Here is a 16,505-nt window from a genome sequence, read left to right on the forward strand (position 1 = left end):
TGGCCCCGCCTTTTCACCCAACGCACGCTCTATAGTGTGCCCATACGCTGAGCCCGCTTAGGTTGGTCGTGACAGGCCCAAGATCTGTTATTCGATTGGACAGCGTATGGTCCCGACGTTTTTCTGGGGCAAACGCCAGGGCGGCGATGCAAGTTTTTAGCCGCTTGATCCCGATGGGTGACTGGTGCACATATTTTGTGACACTCACCGAATGAAAATGCGGATGCATACTGCCAAAGCGCGCGGGCTTCCGTGCCTCCTGGCCAACCGGGATAATCTTTTTGTGGTTTTTCTTGACAAAAAGCCTAATGGGTGACCCCTCCACCCTGACCCCTCCACGCTAAAAAAATAGGTGATACGCATGGCAGTCAACAAATTAACATGACTATTTTTTGAATATAGCATTGCGATACAGTCTTGCAGATTTTCTATGAAATGAGAAATATTTCAAAGAATGTAAAACCGTTCCATTTCGTGACGTCTAAACAAAGTAGCTGACATGAATCACCTCACATAGCTTATTACCCCATGTTACCATCCGCAGCACGGATCAAAATTAATCGCGTGCTGTTTAATATGGGAGTATTGTTAGCATGTCAAGTCGTTCAACTGTTATTCGGTGCTTTATCTTTTTCGTTAGCTTTAACATTATGGGCGTTCACGCTCAAACAGGGGCAGGTCCAAACATAAGCGGTCCTGCATCTGTGCCCAGTGGTAGCAGGTTTACCTTAACCCTTGAAAACCCCGATCCCGCCAGCCCATTTACCAGTAAAGAACTACAAATACGGGCTCCCGTCGATATGGACTTCTCCACCATCACCACATTAGATGCCAGTGTCTCAACATATGAACTTTCAATTGATACTTCGGGCGAGCATGAATTTCGTCTTCGCTTTCTGGGCAAAGTCTTCGACTTCGATATTACTACTAACTGGGGGAACGTTCACGTTGTTGATGTCAAGGGCGAAGAGCTGTTGAGCGTCAACAGTTTAGGAGAACAGGGCGACGACCTAAGTTTTTTTCCCGCCATAAGTCCTGATGGACTGACCGCCGCGTTTGTTACAGGTGCGCTAAACCTCGACCCAAGTGCCACGCCTCCTCCTGCCGCAGACAACCTAGCTTTGAATATTGGTGTTCGGGACAGGGTAAATAACCGTACGTTTTACGCAAACCAGAATAGCGATGGTTCATTCCAAAAGATAGAGTCCGTGCAACCGGCGTTTTCACCCGATGGAAGATTCGTCGTATACAAGAGCCTAGACGGCATCACGGTGCGTGATCTTATTACGAAAGATTTCAGCATTATAGCCAGAGGACTTAACGTTAAGGAGTTTGAATATAGCGACGACGGCCGATACATCGCGATGTTGACCGAGGGCATCTCTTTCTATGAGTTTCAAACAGGTAGAGTTTTTGACATTCTTCCACCCGGGTTTGATGGTAACAGAATCCAGCGCAATGGCGTAATTGATAATATATCTGTTAGTAGTAACGGTCGTTTCGTTGTCTTTGAGACTAATGCAAGTAACGTGGTACCGGGAGATACCGTTGAGCGCACCATGGATGTGTTTCTTTTGGATCGTGCAACCAATCGCTATACGTTAATCAGTCGGTCCTTTACTTCACTAACCCCAGCGGGCGGGCGATTCCCTCAGATATCTGCAGACGGCTCAAAAATCGCTTTTGCCTCAGCAAGCTCAAACATCGTTTTGGGCGACAACAACGGATTGTCCGATGTGTTTCTGTTCGATCGTATCACGCAGGAAATGACGCGAATCACAAACGACGGCGGAACCGAGCCCACGATGGATGCTGAAGGGCGGCGCATTTCGTATATGAGAAATAGTGAACACTTTGTTTATGATCGCGCAACGCAAAACCGAAGCTTTGTTGTCAACGGGCTTTCTGCCATCACAGGGCTCGCGAGACCGGCGATGAGCCGAGACGGTAGATTTCTTTTGACTCAAACGAGCCGTTTTCTTAACGATCAAATCGTCCTAGGTGCGATTCCGCAGTAATTGAAACTTGAGCGAAACCCGGCACAAGGCCGGGTCTTTTTATATGGCGCGCTCGGGAGGATTAACTCAAAACAGGCTCAGGCCTGTTTTGACCCCTGCGGGGCTCGCCTGCCGGCTCGGTTCCCATTGCTGCGCAATGGGTCGAACCTGCGGAGCTTCTTCACCGCCCAAACACCCCATATAAAAAAACCCGGCACAAGGCCGGGTCTTTTTATATGGCGCGCTCGGGAGGATTCGAACCTCCGACCGCCTGGTTCGTAGGCTGATCTGATCTGTATAATTATCAATAGCTTAGTAAGAACCCTTTTGGGGGTACAGTCACCACAAAGCGCCAGCTTATCTAGCTAGATTTGCCCATTTTGGGGGTTGATTTCAGAGGTCAAGTGCCAGGAGATTTGAGTCGGGAAGCGAGACTCGAACTAATATTTTATCGTTTTAAGCAAGCCCACTCCAAATAACTACTTGATTTTATTAGACTATCTGGTTCTGCGTAGCATTGCCTATACACATCTGCGACCAAAAATGCGACCAATCGCACGTATGATGCAAAGGCGCTGCCACCGGCTCTACAACAGCCAATCCCTGGGCAAATAGCCGGTGTGTGGTGGCAGCAGATTAAGGCTACCAAACGCTAAAGTAGATGTCTGTAGGACATCGTCAGCTTAAGTTGTAAGAGATTTCGTACTACACTGCGCGGCTCAAAAGCACTAAAATTTACATTCGAAGCCCTTATAGCCGATCTAGCAGCAGGACAAGACACCCAGTGGGCGGGGCGACACGCCCCGACGGCCTCTGCGAGAGGTTTTGAGGGAAATGGATGTATTTGCATAGAAAGATAAGGAATAATTCGTAACTATGGACGAAACCATTGAGTATATCGAAAAGGGTTATCATGGAATTGACTCAAACCTTAAATCTAATTGGTCTGCTGCTAATCACTTACGGCAGCATTTCAGCAGCCTACGCCTCGCCTGCTCCAAGATATCAGTCTGATGGGTCTGTTTACTTAAGTGGGGAGCCAGACCAAAAGAAACGCATAGCAATTCATAAGAGGCAAAAAAGATTTCCAAATTTCTTGATGGCAATAGGGTTTGGGGCTGCACTTCAGGCCATCGCGTTGATAGTGGGTGCTCTGTAGAAGCACCAACACCTATAAAAGAGTAACACTATTAATGCTGGAATTTATGTCTAGTCTATCTTGGCAAAACGTAGGTGTGCCAGTGATTAGAGCACTGATAGCCGGCCGTGGATTTAAAGTTGAGCAGTTTATCCGTGAGGGTATGGCATTGCAGGAACCACTCCCGCGTCTTTCGTACATGTATGAAGGTGAATATTTGGTACTGCAGGTGGGTAACCAACACAGCACAACTCAACCTCATAGTAAATAAATAGCTAGGCGCCGACAGAGACAACGGCTACGCGCTGAGCGACAAACAGCACGAAATATTAAAGCGGATACAGAGCAAGCTGGATTAGCAATGGCAGTCCTTCCCTCTTACGAATTCACCACCGGACGCCTCGCGATACAAGATTGGGCTCCCAGAGGCCATCGAATAGAAGCGACTTTTGAGCAATACTACGCGAAACTGTATAGTCGCAATCAATCCGTTAAATCAATATGGGAACAGTCCAACCATGAAGAAAAATAATCTATTGATTTCGTGCATCACTGGAGGTTGGATATTATTTTGGGTTTTTATAATTTCCTGCAATTGGGGTTCTTCCAAAGCTTTGACTCTTAATGAGTGGGGAGATTTTTTCGCCGGCACATTTGCTCCTTTAGCTTTCCTTTGGTTGATAGCCGGATACATCCAGCAAGGCATTGAACTTCGCCAAAACACTAGAACATTACAACAACAAGAAGAAGCTTTAACACTTCAAGTCCAAGAATTGAAGGCGTCGGTTGAGCAGCAAAAAGAGCTTGTTAGTATTACAAAGACGGATCTAGTTTATCGCAAGAGATTGGCTAAAATTGAAGCTCAGCCAAATCTGGAAGCGACAAATATAAGAGTGCTCAAAATGAGAAAAGACAACGAGAGGTTTAAAAGCATAACTATAGAGCTAACTAATCGTGGCCACCCTTGCACAAACGTTTCGGCCTGCCTTGTTAACCATCTTGATATGATTATAGAAGACTTCAATATGGAGGCGTGGAATACGAATGAACCCGCACTAATAAAAGTCCGAAGTTACAATTCAGACGCAACAACTGACTTTTATTTTGACATCGTTTTTAAGTTTGAAGATAAAAATCAAGAACTATCAAAGCAGAGGCTTCCAGTAAGGAAGTCCGGCGGAGATTTTGAATTAGTATCCAGAAAAGCAATTTTTTTAGATGTATGACATAGAAAACATAACCGCATACAAGCCCGTTGCTGTCCTGATATGTGGTAATTTCGCAGAACAATCACAACACGTCGTCTTCGCTAGTCCTTTCGGCAATACGTCAACACATAGTAGGGGGGCATGTTGTTATGCGCGATTCCACCACCAGCCCGTGATGTCAATGCAGCTGCAGCAGGGGCATAGGCACCTCCATGTACGGTATCCTTGTTTCCACCCGAGCCAAAAATGTGCTGATGGGGCAGAGTTCCTAGGCGTGTCTCGTGTTGATGTGCAGGAAGATGCTGATACTGTAATAGGACTTGCGCCTCACCACCCCGATCCCCAAAATCCTCACGCGTTTCAGCGCCAAGAATAAATTTACCTCGTGCGGGCTCAAATACAGACCACCCTTCAGGGCAGCTTCTGAGATCGAACGCTGCAACTTCTCCTCTAGGAATCTCTGAAAGCAGACGATTTTGAGCTGCCTCGATTCTAGCAAAATCTCTCTCAATAGAATCGAGACTGTCCGCCTTCAATTGATTTAGAAACTTAATGTACAACTCTTTTTCATACTCGGCTTGCCGGCCTTGGCCAGCCGTATCCATAACACTTGCAACGTAGTCCGTACTCGTGACCACAAGCGTTGTTACAAGCGACGTCACAAGCGCGACAATAACCCCCACAAATATGTTTCTTTTTAAATCTCTCTCCACAACCTTGCCCTCCCTTCTAGCCATACCTATTTACATGACTAGTTCGATTTTTATTAGTCCACTTAAGCAGTATACTAATCTCACATGTAGTGTTAGATAAGCTCGAGCTAATCTTGGCATCTTTTGAAACAAGCGGCGACACGCAAGCTTTTGATTTACAAGTGCGGCAACGTATTTTTATGAGTGTTATCAAAAGTACAGCCAGTTATAATTTACCAAGATGCTGTCACCAGCTCTACTACAAGCACAGTCCCTGGAACTTTAGCCGGTTGTTGGCAGCAATCAAGCACATTGCTGTAAGACTGTAGTTATTGTCTGTAGGGCTTCGACAGGACAGCTTGTGAGATATAGCCTACATTACTTATCTTGGGCTTTCGTCAAAGACAGATGATTCGATAAAATCTTTCACCACCGCTAACCAAATGTGATCCGCTAAATACGAATTATCACTTTTAACAATACTTTTCCGCTCCTGAAGAGATTTGGTGATGTCTCTACCTTCCACTAGGTAGAATCTAGATATTTCAACCGCTTCGCCGGACAAGTCAACAAAAAACCTATACTCTACTGAAAGACCACGGTCTGAGTCTTTCACAACCTTCGAAGTTGCCACTAAATCGTGTCCACCATATTCGACTACTACTCGGGCACCATCCACAAATATCCCCGCGGGGACACGATCGTCTTTAGCTCGCGGATTTTGAAGCTCAGCTAGGAATTTTTTGTTTAAACCCTCAGCGTTTTTTAGTTGAGCTGAAAAGGCCTCTATTAGCCCCACTTGTTTCTCTAATTTCATATCTTACCCTCCAAACTAGCTAATCAACTGCCACACCAAGCCTATAAGTCATTCTCTTTCTATTTTTCTCAACTGCAGTTGAGCCAGTAAAGCAAATCGGGCAGGTCGGAGATATGGTAAGATCGTACATAAAGCCCGATACACAGCGAAGTGATATTTTGCTATAACGAGAATAGTCCATGAAAACGCATGCTAATAAGCCTCTGGTGGCTTAACGGTTGCAAAATTGATCTGTTATACTGGCCTAACATAAAAACAAACAGCGTTACGGATGTATCGATCACTTAAGGAGAAGCACAATGAGGCAGCTATTGGTCCCTCTGGTGGTATTTTTCAGTCTACAAGCCCAAGCGGTAAAAATCATATCAATGAATGTCGAATTCTTTTGGGATACTGAGGAGCCCCATGAAGGTCAGATTGTCGGTTATGGTGAAGGCAAAATTCAGCCCCCTTCATCTAAGGAATTCGTCCTAAAGGCCTACGGTATCGCCAAAACCATAGAGGCTGAAGATGCTGACATTGTTGGTCTAATTGAGATTGAGAACGAAAATGTAGTCAATAGTATCCGGCAGTATCTTGACTCTGAATGGAAGGTCATCTTTGTCAAAGGACGTGATACTTACACGGGCCAAGATGTCGGACTTCTGACTCGCTTTGATGTAATACCCAACACAGCAACTAACTTCCCTGGTTATATAGGAGAAGCCCCGGATGGCACTGATAAGCGGCCATCAAAAGTACTTGGAATACAACTGACAGATCATACCGATAAGTATTGCGTATACGTTGCCCACCTCCTATCAAAGCGGGGCAGCAATGACTCTGCGCGCTTAGCACAGGCAGATGCGATTCGGAACGCCGTGGTTGACCAGTATGGTCAATGCGATCACTACATCGTAATGGGCGATATGAACGATCTTCCCGGCAGTGCTGTTTTAGAGCGGCTCAAAGGGCAAGGGGACCCACAAAGAGATCTGAGGCAGACCGCAAATACTGCTGGTAACAATGCCGACTATTCCTACGTCTTCAGGGGAAGCAAACAGCTAATAGACCATATACTGGTAGATCGTGATCTCGCTAACGGTGCCGAATTCTACACACTACAACTTCCAGAAGCTATCACAGATCACAGAGCTGTGATCCTGGACACGAGATAATTTAGGAATTCGAGCAACTGTCCACACATGATTTTGATTCAAAAACAGCCCACAATCGACGGCCTGAAGCATATCGAATCGCTAAAGGGTTTAAGTTTTATGACCTATTCTTCATGGGTATCCGCTTTTCAGTGGGTTGGTCTTATCGGAGCAATTTGCGCTCTGATTTCATTTGTGGGAATTTGGTACTGTGGTAATAAAGCCTCTGCTGAACAACAGCGGAAAATACTCGTACTTGAAAGATCTACCGATATACTCGCTCAGTTCGGAGAGATTGCAATGTTAGGCATGCACGGAAGTGAATATGCCATACCAAGTGTCATAAAAGTCTCTACACCACTGACTCAGTCATTGGAAGGCACATATGACGTCCTAGATGGGCGATTGCAGTATCGCAATACTGATGAAAGCTTGGAAATACTTCTCAACTCAGCTCGTCAGTTTCCAGACTTTCCCTTTTCACACTATGCCATCGCATATATTCTCTACCAAAGAGATGATGCTTCTTGGCGTGAACACGCAGAAAAATCTTTAGAAATACTTGAAAAAACAACAACAATCCCCAATCACAACCCCGATCATGACAAAATTCTTGCTGAGCTAAAGAGTGAGTTAAAGTAACTTTGTTTAAGCTGAGAAGAAAACGATGCGAGCATCAGATGAAATCGAACAAAGACACCTCGACCGACTCCAGTCGGCCCGACAACACTCCTATGACCTTACGCAGCGCCTAACGTTTTACGTCATAAGTGCTGAATTGGTTATTTGTGGATACCTACTATTAAATGCCGAAAAATTTGCTTTGGTAGACTATTCCAAGTTTCTATTTTTATTAAGCGGGATTGCCGCGTTCTTTGGGTTGGTGTGGAGAGCGGCTTACAATGAAAAGTATCATATGTCCACCCACTACATTGAAAACTGGAAAATCAAACGGCTTGAAAATATTCAGTTAATATTGTATTGGCTATACGTTACGTCGTCAGCGATCTTTTTCGTTTCGATGATAGTTATAGGGTATATGTATTTATTAAAAGTAAGCACGATCCCCATGAGCAGCACAGAAACATCAATACCTCAAATAAGCCAACAGAGATTCAAAACGATGCGTTCGCACAACGATAGGCTATCGGATCAGATTAAAAAGCTAACTGGCGTAATGAAAATCGAGCTAACAGATATGAAGACCGACAGCAATAAAATCTCTTCAGAACTTTCAGAATTAAGATTGCGGGTGGACAGCCTGTCCAAAAGGGTAGTAGAAGAATCGCAGGGCTAAACTGTTTGGACATAGGCATTTTGATTAAGTATGCACTGAAGCCACTTTCCATTAGGACTCGATAGACTGTCCTTTCACTGCTTAAAAGTGACGCTATATACTAGGCGTTTTCACTATCCCGACCAGCAGCGGTCGCCATGCGTGATTCAGAGCAAGCATTCGCACCCCAAGGTTACGAAAACCTGAAACCGCGAGGATTCCTGACGATGAGCGCAAAAAAGTGAGCCGCCCGCCAACACTACGAATAGAATTACGGACGGCCTCAACCTCTATTGCCTTACATCCAGTAGACTTACAACCAAAGCGCCAGTCACCTAAGGAGGTGCAATCTCTACATAGCCCAGAGACAACGGACCACTTGAGGAGACACTCATAGTAATCTATGACTGATTATGGCTGACGTCGCCCACCACATAAAGTGAATAGATTCAACCGAACTGACATAGCAAAGACGGTTATACGTATGCATTTAGACTGATTTGGTAAAATTTTATCACTTTCACCCTCACCTGGAGGCAACTTTCTGTTTCCGCCGTTTAGACTTTTCAGTACCTTTCCTTTTTTTTCAGCCTTTTTTTTAGGCGGTTTTCTGGTCTTTATCGCTCTAACAAGTACATCTACAATGTTCTGTATGGTTTTCAATGCTAGATTCCTCCTGAAATTGGATTTAGCAGAAAATCATTAAGCCGGGTCTCTTCGCGGGGGTTCGGCTTATTCTTTCTACCTACCTACACTCACGCAGAGACTAGCTAGTCACCTCATGAAAAAAAGTGAAAAGTGCTTTAGAAACAAACAATTACAGATTTTGACTATTGAGTGCGACAGATTAATGTAGGTTGGATTATGGCTAAATACTACTGTAATACTACTTAGCAGTTCTTAAAGGAGTTTTAATAAAAAACAGAAGCGTCGGCGGCTCGCCGGCAGAAAACCAGCGAAGATAACAAAGCGCACAGAGAAATACCGTATGCCGCCTGGCGCTTGTTGCTGATTACCGCCGGCGTTGTATCGGTTAATTAAGTGTACCCGGATCGATCCCCAACAGCTCAAACAGCCGGCTAAATACGCTGCCGACGTCTACGCGCGCGTGGTGGGTATCACTGACCGCTTGCAGGTAGCCGGCGACGAAGACCCTATGATCGCCGTCGAGGACCTTGACCACGTCCAGCGGCGACAGTGGCTCTGCGTAGGTGCCGCGAACACTCACCAACGCAACGGGGTTGTTGTGCAGCAAGTCCAATTGCCAGCCAACAATTTCGAATTGATACATTTCCATACATTCCACTCCTCGGCTATGCCGTTTTTTTGGGACCGATTATCATAAGATGGTCACAAAACCGGGGAGTTGATCCAGCACCTCTCCACCACGCCGACATACCGCCTGAATGGATACCCCTGCAACCAGACAGGAAACCGCAGACGCTGGGAAGTACGGAAAAAAAGAAACTTAAGAGTAGCAAGTCATGACGGGACTCGCGTTAATGGGCTGGATTGGCAGACGATGAACGGCTTTATCAGTGGGATGTGTGGCGGGCAAAAGGCTCGAGGTCAACAGAGCTTACGCTAGACCGCCGCTAAGCCGGTCTGGCGCATTGGAGAAAGTACTGCGCCCGTTAGACAGCAACACCGGCGGCCCAACCAGCGACCTTACGCACAGTGAGAACGGATTCGTCATCGATGTACCAGGGTTTACCGATCGGCGACGTGTAGAACTCCCACACGGTTTCTGCGTCCCGCCACACCGCGATTTCATTCTCGTGGCCGGCCCAGAGACCTGTGGGCGCTGGACCGACAATATACGTATCACCATCAGTGGGCATCGCCGGCGGTGCACTCAAATTGCGATCCAACACAGTAGCACGATTGAAAATATCCAGCCGCCGCAGATTCGTGGTCATCTGCTGATCCCAACCGGATTCGTCAAAGTCCCAACCGTAGTACAACCCGATCCCCGGCCCCTGCGTCGCAGGCATAGCGTCACCTCATGTTTTACAGCGGTAGGCTTTCCCCACGGCCGTTGTGTTAGTGGTCCCCAACGACCCATAGGCGTTGGTGTTTTTCATGTCCTGGATGTAAACCAGATTAGCGCCCAACTGGTGCGCCTTGTTGCGCAACTCATTACGGGCACCAATGACCAAATTTTCGTTTGAGGTAATATCGCCGGTAAACCAATTACCCTGGGACCCGACAATTTCACCGACGTACTTGCAACGCGCCTTGTCCGGTGACTCGTTAACCAACTCGACCCGCTCGGCACCGGGCACTAATTTATTGGCGGCACAGCCGACAAGTGACGCAAAACACAGCAAGAGGAGTGATCGTTTCATGGTTGTATCCCTATCGTTTTTATAATGGCGCCTGAAACATACCATAAAATATCCCCAGGGTTAATTCCCCCAGTGCGCACCCCAACGCATCCCCCAACCCCGCCGCTCAATAGTATGATTAAAAAGCGTGTGGCTGCTCAGCAGGCCATTTTCGGTCGTTAGCGTGATCCTGAGTCGGTCATTGATCCGGGGGACCGGCGCCGGCACGGCGGGTGACGCCAAACCACTTTCCGCCTGCTCGTCGGCCTCCAGATAGGTGTAGGATGAAACTATTAAACCGGCCACGTCGCGCACCAGGACATCATTTTCGCCATAGAACCTAATACGATAACTATCACCGGACCCGATAGCACCCTCGCCGACAAACCAACTGACGATGCCCGCCGCATGCCCCGCTGCCGTCCGATACGCCCAACTGACGGTGGTAGGCGATGCGGCCACAGCCGGGAAGTAGCCCGCGTTGATTTGGACATTGGCCGGCGGTAGCGGCTTGTCATGCCGTCCCGCAATGACCACGTTACGGGGTGTCGCCGATGCCGGGTCGAGCTGCCCTCGCGACGTCACCGGCAGCAGGCGCAGGTCCAGTACCTGCGCAACCGCAAACGCCTCCTCAATGACAAAGCTGTTGTCCAATAAATACAGGCTATCATCCGCGAGCACCGGCGCCGGCGAGGTATCGATCAGGCCACGCTCCACACCGCCAAGTGTCGTTTGATCCAGGACGCTGTCATAGGTGGCGGACAGAAACCCCACCAGCTCGCCAGACGTCAACAGAGCGAGATTGTAGCGCTCCTGCAGCACCTCGGTCGCACTGACGGTATCCGCCAAGAGCTGGCCGGAGACCACCAACGTCGTCGCCCCCGGCCCGGCCGCCAACAGGGAATAGGCATCGACAAAATCCGCCGTGTCATCCAGTTCACGCCAGTCACTCCCCGAGTTTACCTCGAGGGCATAATGCACACCGTCAGACACTGGCGCCACCACGAGGACCGCCAACGCATGCGCGGGTTGATCACCGATCAGAAACACCGGCAGCTCCATGATTACCAGGTCGTCGACATCGATGGGTAGTTGACCGATCGGCGCCGGAACCGGTGACGGGGCGACATCAAAGACAAACTGGCCAAAACTAAATTTATCCTCAATCACGGTCATCCGGACCACCGGCTGCGCGTCCGTGATACGGCCCGGATCAATTGCCCCGACCCGCAACACGAGGCCGGTTAACCCTAAGCGCGAGTCTGAAAACACAAACGGTTTACCCGGCTCCCAATCCCAGGGTGTGCGATCCAGGGTTAATGTGCCGCTGTAGAGCGGCTGGAATTGCCGCTTGCCTTCACGCGTCAACAGCTTCTGCGCCAGATCACCACGCGAGCAGGCTGGGAAGTCGAGCTGCTCGAGAATCCGCCGGCCCAGATTCGCCCGGTTTGCCGTGTTGGGCAACCGCACCGTCACCGGCTTATCCGCTTCGCGATCGGTATATTTGAGACTCAAATCGGTGGCGACGCCGGTGATACTGGGCTGAGTTAGCTCAGGCTCACCGACCAGGTTGTCCTGGGTTAACACCGGCAGTTCACCGACGAGATCATCCTCACGGATCACCCGCAGTTTGATCGTTCGGGTTCGCGGGTCGGTGTAGCGCATCCCGTCGATCAAATCCAAACACTCTTGCTCCAATGCAGCACCTTGGCCCTCTTGCCAAGTACGGGCCATGCCAAACCCCTCAGTCAACAACCGTGCCGCTACCGCCTGCACACTCACCTGGTCGGGCAGCGCGCGTATGTCTGCGCCGTAGGCAGGGTGCTTCCACAGGTTGTACAGCACATAGGCGGGGTTCGCATCCTGGCCGATTTTGTGGTCGACCGCTGCGAACGGGTTCGGGAAATGCCCGTACCGGAATGAGAGACCGCGGAATGTCCGGGTATTGCCAAACCAGAAATCTTCGAACACGCAATAGGCCAGAAAAGGATAACCGGGCTGTCGACTGCTTAACCGCGACTCGGCGTAGCTGTCGGAGCTCTGAACCGGATTGCCGGGATAAAACCGCACCCACCCGCGGACACCGCCGTTAACTTTGTCACCGAATAGCAAAGGCTTATCGATAAAAAACCGGGTAAACGCGGTCAACGCCACACCACCGTTGTCTGCCACATAGTCCCATATTTTAAAATCGCCGAGCCAAATCTCGTACAACTCGCCCGGGCCATAGCCAATCCCGGCTACGATATCTAAAAAATAGCGCTCCGCAATCGTGCTTTTTATTCGCCCGGTGATGAAATTCCCGGATTTTTTTTTGACTTTTTGCACACGTAAATTGCCGGCATCGAGTATGTTTGGCCCGCTGGTTTTGCTATTACCGACCGTCAGCGGAATATGGCGAGACTGGCTCACCGTTGGTAGATTAAAATCCTCGAGCGTGGCCGGCTCCTGCCCCTCCGGACCGCGTGGGCGAGCCAGCCGGGCAATGATCGCCGCTAACGCAATCTGCTTAATCAGGGCAATAAAAAACGCAGTCACGGCTACTTGTCTCCGTCGATACCCTCACCCACAAACGGGTTGAGGCTATTGGCGTGCGGCGCCCCCAAGAACTGCGCACGGTTATCAAACACCGTATCACACCGATTGAATGCACCGCGGCACGACGGCGTCACCGTCACTGTCTGCCCGACCGCTAAATCGGGCAACCGGCGATCTAAAAGCACGGTGGTCGCATCCTGCGACACAATCCAGGCACTGAGGTTTTCCGCGGTGGTGAACCGGCCACCGCGCACATGCTCGGCGGGCTGACCGGCGATGGCGTCGGTGGTGATCGTTAAGCCATTGATCGCACTGACCGTCCCGGACAGCTCCCAGTCCGAGACAATCAATCGACAGTTCTCATCATACTGAGACCACTGACAGTCGGGCCCATACGTAGGCGTCAACACCGGACGGTTGATCTCATGATCGAAGGATTTACAGATAAACGCCACACTCGGAAAACGAATACGTGGCGCGACCACCGCCCCCGCCCACAGCAACAGTTTTTCCTGATCGACATCGGTTTCATGGATCGCAAAGATCGCGATATCCATTTCGCGGGTGCCGATAAACTTCAGCAGTTCGCGGGCCACCGCCTGGTTGTGTGGAAGGGTGACGGTAACATCGTCCTGCGCATCACCGGTCTGCGATCCGCCCACATAGTCCAACCCAGGGACCGTCGTGTAGGTGTTAAACCCGAGCACGTAATCCCTGTTAGCGGACGTGTGATAAAAGGTGGTCAACCCTAAACTGAACTCGTACAACACCACCGGCAGGCCACCCTCGGTGGCCAATTCCAAATCATTAAACGCCATTAGAGTGTGCTCACCGGTGTATTGACGCGTTGAATATGCTGCGCATAGCGGCCGGCGTGGTTTAACCCGATACTGTCTGATCCCTGCCGATACAGCCGCAACAGACTGACCCGCCGTATTTGCTCAATGGCCAGGTCGACACCCAACGCGGCCGCCAAAATTAACCGATCTGTGCCCGGCAACTCGGCGACCGCGGTGACCTGACGATAAAACCGCTGCTTATCCACTGACTCGACCATCACATCAAACGGCCCCGCCATGCCGACCGGTTCGACATCGATGGCCGTCGCGCTGCTGCCGATACCCGACTGTGGCAAGAAATCCCGCTGCCAGGATGGCACCCAAAAAGGAAGATGCCGCCCTTGGCGGGCATACAGCCACTGTCGAATAGCCCAAGCCCGGACATGGCCCTTCGTCACCCAGCCCTGGGACTCCACCGCCCGCGTTCGGTTTTCAGCGGGATAAAACCCGAACACGCCAATGCCATTGTCCAGCCGGTGGCGGCGCTGAGAAAAGCTTAGCGTCACCTTGCCCGCTAGGACAGTGGGGTCCTCCAACACATCAAACCCCCGATGCTGCGGGTAGGTGTCAGGCACGACGATGCCGTACTGGTTAATCAGGAAATCCACCTGCGCTAGATTGTTGTCGGCGCCCAACCGGTCGATCGTGTGCTGTTGAATAAACCCCACGCGCATCGGCATCGCAACTGGGGCAGCGTAGGCGTTGACCACCGGCCGGCTGAAGGTGATCTGGCTATTGGTCAGACTCTGGACTTCGATGGCCTCATTGTGGGTATCGGTCTCATACAAAAACAACAACTCCCCCACCCGGTAATCACTATATCGGGTATCAATCAACAAGGTCTCTGCACCGGCCGCCACTGCCCCAACCGACTGGGCCTCCCACATCACAGGAACCCCGTAGGCCCGGGTTTGGTCTTGTAACAGCGCCTCAAACTGCGTGCGTCTATCGTTTGGTAGATAGTACTGATACTGTATCGATTGTCGCGGCGCCCGCCGTAAAGCAGCCCGTTGCTCCTGGGCAAAGGCGGGCACGATGCGTGTCCGCCAGGCCAGTGTTTCAGTGGCTTGATACTGCACCAAAAACGGCACTAGCACGACCCGCGCACCCGTCACCACTAGCGTGACCTGATCCAGGTCAAAGACAAAGGTAAAACGAGTGTCCACTACCACCGGGCCGGATTCTGACACCGAGAGCGTGTAAGATTCTAGCTGAAACGGCTGATACACGCCCGACAACAAGCCGTTCAGATCGACACCGTCCACATTGGTTCCGGTGATATCGATCAGTGTTTGAGGTGTTAAATGCGCATTCCAAACGTCCACGCTACGCACCTGTTCACTGGCCACATTCCCGAGATCAATCGCCGCCGGCAAAACATGCACACGAAAATAAAAGAAAGAAAACCAACTCTCTGATTTTTCCCCTGCCTTTGCAACACCGGGAACCATCACGGGCTGATTATTGACAACGGCGCCTACCGCTGACGGCTGGACCTGAATAGACTCCGGTTGCTGGGGATCGGTAAACGCGTTCGTCATCCAAGCTGCTGCAGGCGCTTGCAACGGGACTACGGAAGGCGATGGCGTCGCTAAAAAATCGGGCATATCACAAATCGTTACGGGACTATTCTGTAGGCAATGCCCATGTTGGCAGAGTTTGGCACTATCACACTATCGCCATTCTTGCGGGTCACGGGATACACATGCCACTGGTCCGACCCTACCGTGAAAATGGTATCGGGCGTTAGGTTTTCGATGTTAATGACACCAATGTCGTAAAAAGCACCAAGGGGAATAAAAAGCTGACCCGCATCTTCCCAACCAAACAATTCCATCGGGTGCACCTGCGCCTCAGGCGCTACGGGTCCTGGGGCATCCATTAACAATGGCGCCACAAAACTGAAGTTACCGATATCATTCATCACCGATATTGCATAATGCGGAAAACCACGGTACCGGAACTGAGCCCAAATACTGGCGATACCAGGCAATTCGTGGTGTACCGCCCCAAAAAATGACGCACTACGACTATCTACAGTATAGGGGGTGCAGTTATTCAAACTACCACCGATAGTCGCTGCGGGTGATCGATAGTAACCGCCCGTACAAAAGCCACCCCCTGTCCAAGCCTCATTTTTATCCAAATCAACACCAAACCCCATATGGTTAAACATACCGCTAGCCACTTCCAGCGCGATATAGATGTAATCTCCCGCACCATTGGAAAAAAACTTATGAGACACATAAGGGCCATCGACGTCGTAGAATGTCAACGCCGCTTGATGCGATCCATTCGGTATAACGTTGTACCATTCGTTGGCCCAAACACGCGACAACTTAAGATCGACATGAAACCTCGCATTAAAATCTCGCAGCCGAAAGTGGAAATAGTAACCATCTTTTAGCAGATGCCAGACCGTGTCGGAGCCTTCGATTGTCTTACCCAAATCCGTGTAGCCGACCGTAATAGCAAACGCCACCAATTGGTCAAGAAAGTCCGTTCGATCGCTCGCCGACCCCACCACCGTTGCCATA

General features: G+C 49.9%; 15 protein-coding genes. 6 read left to right on the plus strand and 9 right to left on the minus strand.

The features are described from left to right. Positions 1–593: 593 nt before the first annotated feature. The 3 genes from FKG94_RS03015 (at position 594) to FKG94_RS03025 (ending at position 4,361) form a co-directional block, all read left to right on the plus strand. On the plus strand, positions 594–2,018 hold the full coding sequence (locus FKG94_RS03015; RefSeq protein ID WP_142902721.1) for a TolB family protein: 1,425 nt from the start codon (positions 594–596) through the stop codon (positions 2,016–2,018). A gap of 892 nt (positions 2,019–2,910) precedes the next feature. Beyond that, positions 2,911–3,156 (plus strand): hypothetical protein, encoded by a 246-nt coding sequence (locus FKG94_RS03020; protein WP_142902722.1) that lies wholly within the window; start codon positions 2,911–2,913, stop codon positions 3,154–3,156. A gap of 497 nt (positions 3,157–3,653) precedes the next feature. After that, on the plus strand, positions 3,654–4,361 hold the full coding sequence (locus tag FKG94_RS03025) for a hypothetical protein (RefSeq protein ID WP_142902723.1): 708 nt from the start codon (positions 3,654–3,656) through the stop codon (positions 4,359–4,361). Positions 4,362–4,444: 83 nt separating this feature from the next. On the opposite strand, the gene FKG94_RS03030 is transcribed toward FKG94_RS03025, so the two are convergent. Both FKG94_RS03030 and FKG94_RS03035 read right to left on the minus strand, forming a co-directional pair. After that, positions 4,445–5,056, minus strand: a complete 612-nt coding sequence (locus FKG94_RS03030) for a hypothetical protein (protein WP_142902724.1) — start codon at positions 5,054–5,056, stop codon at positions 4,445–4,447. Between the two features lie 361 nt (positions 5,057–5,417). Beyond that, a complete protein-coding gene (locus FKG94_RS03035) occupies positions 5,418–5,852 on the minus strand; it encodes a hypothetical protein (protein ID WP_142902725.1) in 435 nt (144 codons plus the stop codon). A gap of 299 nt (positions 5,853–6,151) precedes the next feature. On the opposite strand from FKG94_RS03035, the gene FKG94_RS03040 reads away from it, so the two are divergent. From FKG94_RS03040 to FKG94_RS03050, 3 genes are read left to right on the plus strand one after another with little or no spacing between them, the layout of a single operon-like run. Next, positions 6,152–7,009, plus strand: a complete 858-nt coding sequence (locus FKG94_RS03040) for an endonuclease/exonuclease/phosphatase family protein (RefSeq protein ID WP_142902726.1) — start codon at positions 6,152–6,154, stop codon at positions 7,007–7,009. A 27-nt stretch (positions 7,010–7,036) separates the two neighbouring features. After that, positions 7,037–7,630: a hypothetical protein gene (locus tag FKG94_RS03045; protein ID WP_142902727.1), complete on the plus strand. Its 594-nt coding sequence runs from the start codon at positions 7,037–7,039 to the stop codon at positions 7,628–7,630. Between the two features lie 25 nt (positions 7,631–7,655). After that, positions 7,656–8,285, plus strand: a complete 630-nt coding sequence (locus FKG94_RS03050; RefSeq protein ID WP_142902728.1) for a hypothetical protein — start codon at positions 7,656–7,658, stop codon at positions 8,283–8,285. Between the two features lie 1,012 nt (positions 8,286–9,297). On the opposite strand, the gene FKG94_RS03055 is transcribed toward FKG94_RS03050, so the two are convergent. The 7 genes from FKG94_RS03055 to FKG94_RS03085 form a co-directional block, all read right to left on the minus strand. Continuing rightward, positions 9,298–9,561: a hypothetical protein gene (locus tag FKG94_RS03055; RefSeq protein ID WP_142902729.1), complete on the minus strand. Its 264-nt coding sequence runs from the start codon at positions 9,559–9,561 to the stop codon at positions 9,298–9,300. 337 nt (positions 9,562–9,898) lie between these two features. Beyond that, positions 9,899–10,258, minus strand: a complete 360-nt coding sequence (locus FKG94_RS03060; RefSeq protein WP_142902730.1) for a DUF2793 domain-containing protein — start codon at positions 10,256–10,258, stop codon at positions 9,899–9,901. Positions 10,259–10,267: 9 nt separating this feature from the next. Further along, positions 10,268–10,612 (minus strand): DUF4156 domain-containing protein, encoded by a 345-nt coding sequence (locus tag FKG94_RS03065; protein ID WP_142902731.1) that lies wholly within the window; start codon positions 10,610–10,612, stop codon positions 10,268–10,270. 60 nt (positions 10,613–10,672) lie between these two features. Then, positions 10,673–13,129, minus strand: coding sequence for a hypothetical protein (locus FKG94_RS03070; RefSeq protein WP_142902732.1), 2,457 nt, complete (start codon positions 13,127–13,129; stop codon positions 10,673–10,675). 2 nt (positions 13,130–13,131) lie between these two features. After that, the gene (locus tag FKG94_RS03075; RefSeq protein ID WP_142902733.1) at positions 13,132–13,947 is read right to left on the minus strand and encodes a phage BR0599 family protein; all 816 of its coding nucleotides are present in this window, start codon (positions 13,945–13,947) and stop codon (positions 13,132–13,134) included. Beyond that, a complete protein-coding gene (locus FKG94_RS03080; protein WP_142902734.1) occupies positions 13,947–15,509 on the minus strand; it encodes a hypothetical protein in 1,563 nt (520 codons plus the stop codon). The genes FKG94_RS03075 and FKG94_RS03080 overlap by 1 nt, the downstream gene beginning before the upstream one ends. A 77-nt stretch (positions 15,510–15,586) precedes the next feature. Further along, a complete protein-coding gene (locus FKG94_RS03085; protein ID WP_142902735.1) occupies positions 15,587–16,504 on the minus strand; it encodes a hypothetical protein in 918 nt (305 codons plus the stop codon). Between the last annotated feature and the right edge of the window lies 1 nt (position 16,505).

Origin of the sequence: Exilibacterium tricleocarpae (assembly GCF_007004655.1) — a bacterium.
In the GTDB taxonomy this organism is placed as follows: domain Bacteria; phylum Pseudomonadota; class Gammaproteobacteria; order Pseudomonadales; family Cellvibrionaceae; genus Exilibacterium; species Exilibacterium tricleocarpae.

Excerpts from the sequence above, each read along its gene's own strand:
- FKG94_RS03015 (WP_142902721.1), top strand. The coding sequence starts at position 594 with ATGTCAAGTCGTTCAACTGTTATTCGGTGCTTTATCTTTTTCGTTAGC.
- FKG94_RS03020 (WP_142902722.1), top strand. The coding sequence starts at position 2,911 with ATGGAATTGACTCAAACCTTAAATCTAATTGGTCTGCTGCTAATCACT.
- FKG94_RS03025 (WP_142902723.1), top strand. The coding sequence starts at position 3,654 with ATGAAGAAAAATAATCTATTGATTTCGTGCATCACTGGAGGTTGGATA.
- FKG94_RS03035 (WP_142902725.1), bottom strand. The coding sequence starts at position 5,852 with ATGAAATTAGAGAAACAAGTGGGGCTAATAGAGGCCTTTTCAGCTCAA.
- FKG94_RS03040 (WP_142902726.1), top strand. The coding sequence starts at position 6,152 with ATGAGGCAGCTATTGGTCCCTCTGGTGGTATTTTTCAGTCTACAAGCC.
- FKG94_RS03045 (WP_142902727.1), top strand. The coding sequence starts at position 7,037 with ATGATTTTGATTCAAAAACAGCCCACAATCGACGGCCTGAAGCATATC.
- FKG94_RS03050 (WP_142902728.1), top strand. The coding sequence starts at position 7,656 with ATGCGAGCATCAGATGAAATCGAACAAAGACACCTCGACCGACTCCAG.
- FKG94_RS03055 (WP_142902729.1), bottom strand. The coding sequence starts at position 9,561 with ATGGAAATGTATCAATTCGAAATTGTTGGCTGGCAATTGGACTTGCTG.
- FKG94_RS03060 (WP_142902730.1), bottom strand. The coding sequence starts at position 10,258 with ATGCCTGCGACGCAGGGGCCGGGGATCGGGTTGTACTACGGTTGGGAC.
- FKG94_RS03065 (WP_142902731.1), bottom strand. The coding sequence starts at position 10,612 with ATGAAACGATCACTCCTCTTGCTGTGTTTTGCGTCACTTGTCGGCTGT.
- FKG94_RS03075 (WP_142902733.1), bottom strand. The coding sequence starts at position 13,947 with ATGGCGTTTAATGATTTGGAATTGGCCACCGAGGGTGGCCTGCCGGTG.
- FKG94_RS03080 (WP_142902734.1), bottom strand. The coding sequence starts at position 15,509 with ATGACGAACGCGTTTACCGATCCCCAGCAACCGGAGTCTATTCAGGTC.
- FKG94_RS03085 (WP_142902735.1), bottom strand. The coding sequence starts at position 16,504 with ATGGCAACGGTGGTGGGGTCGGCGAGCGATCGAACGGACTTTCTTGAC.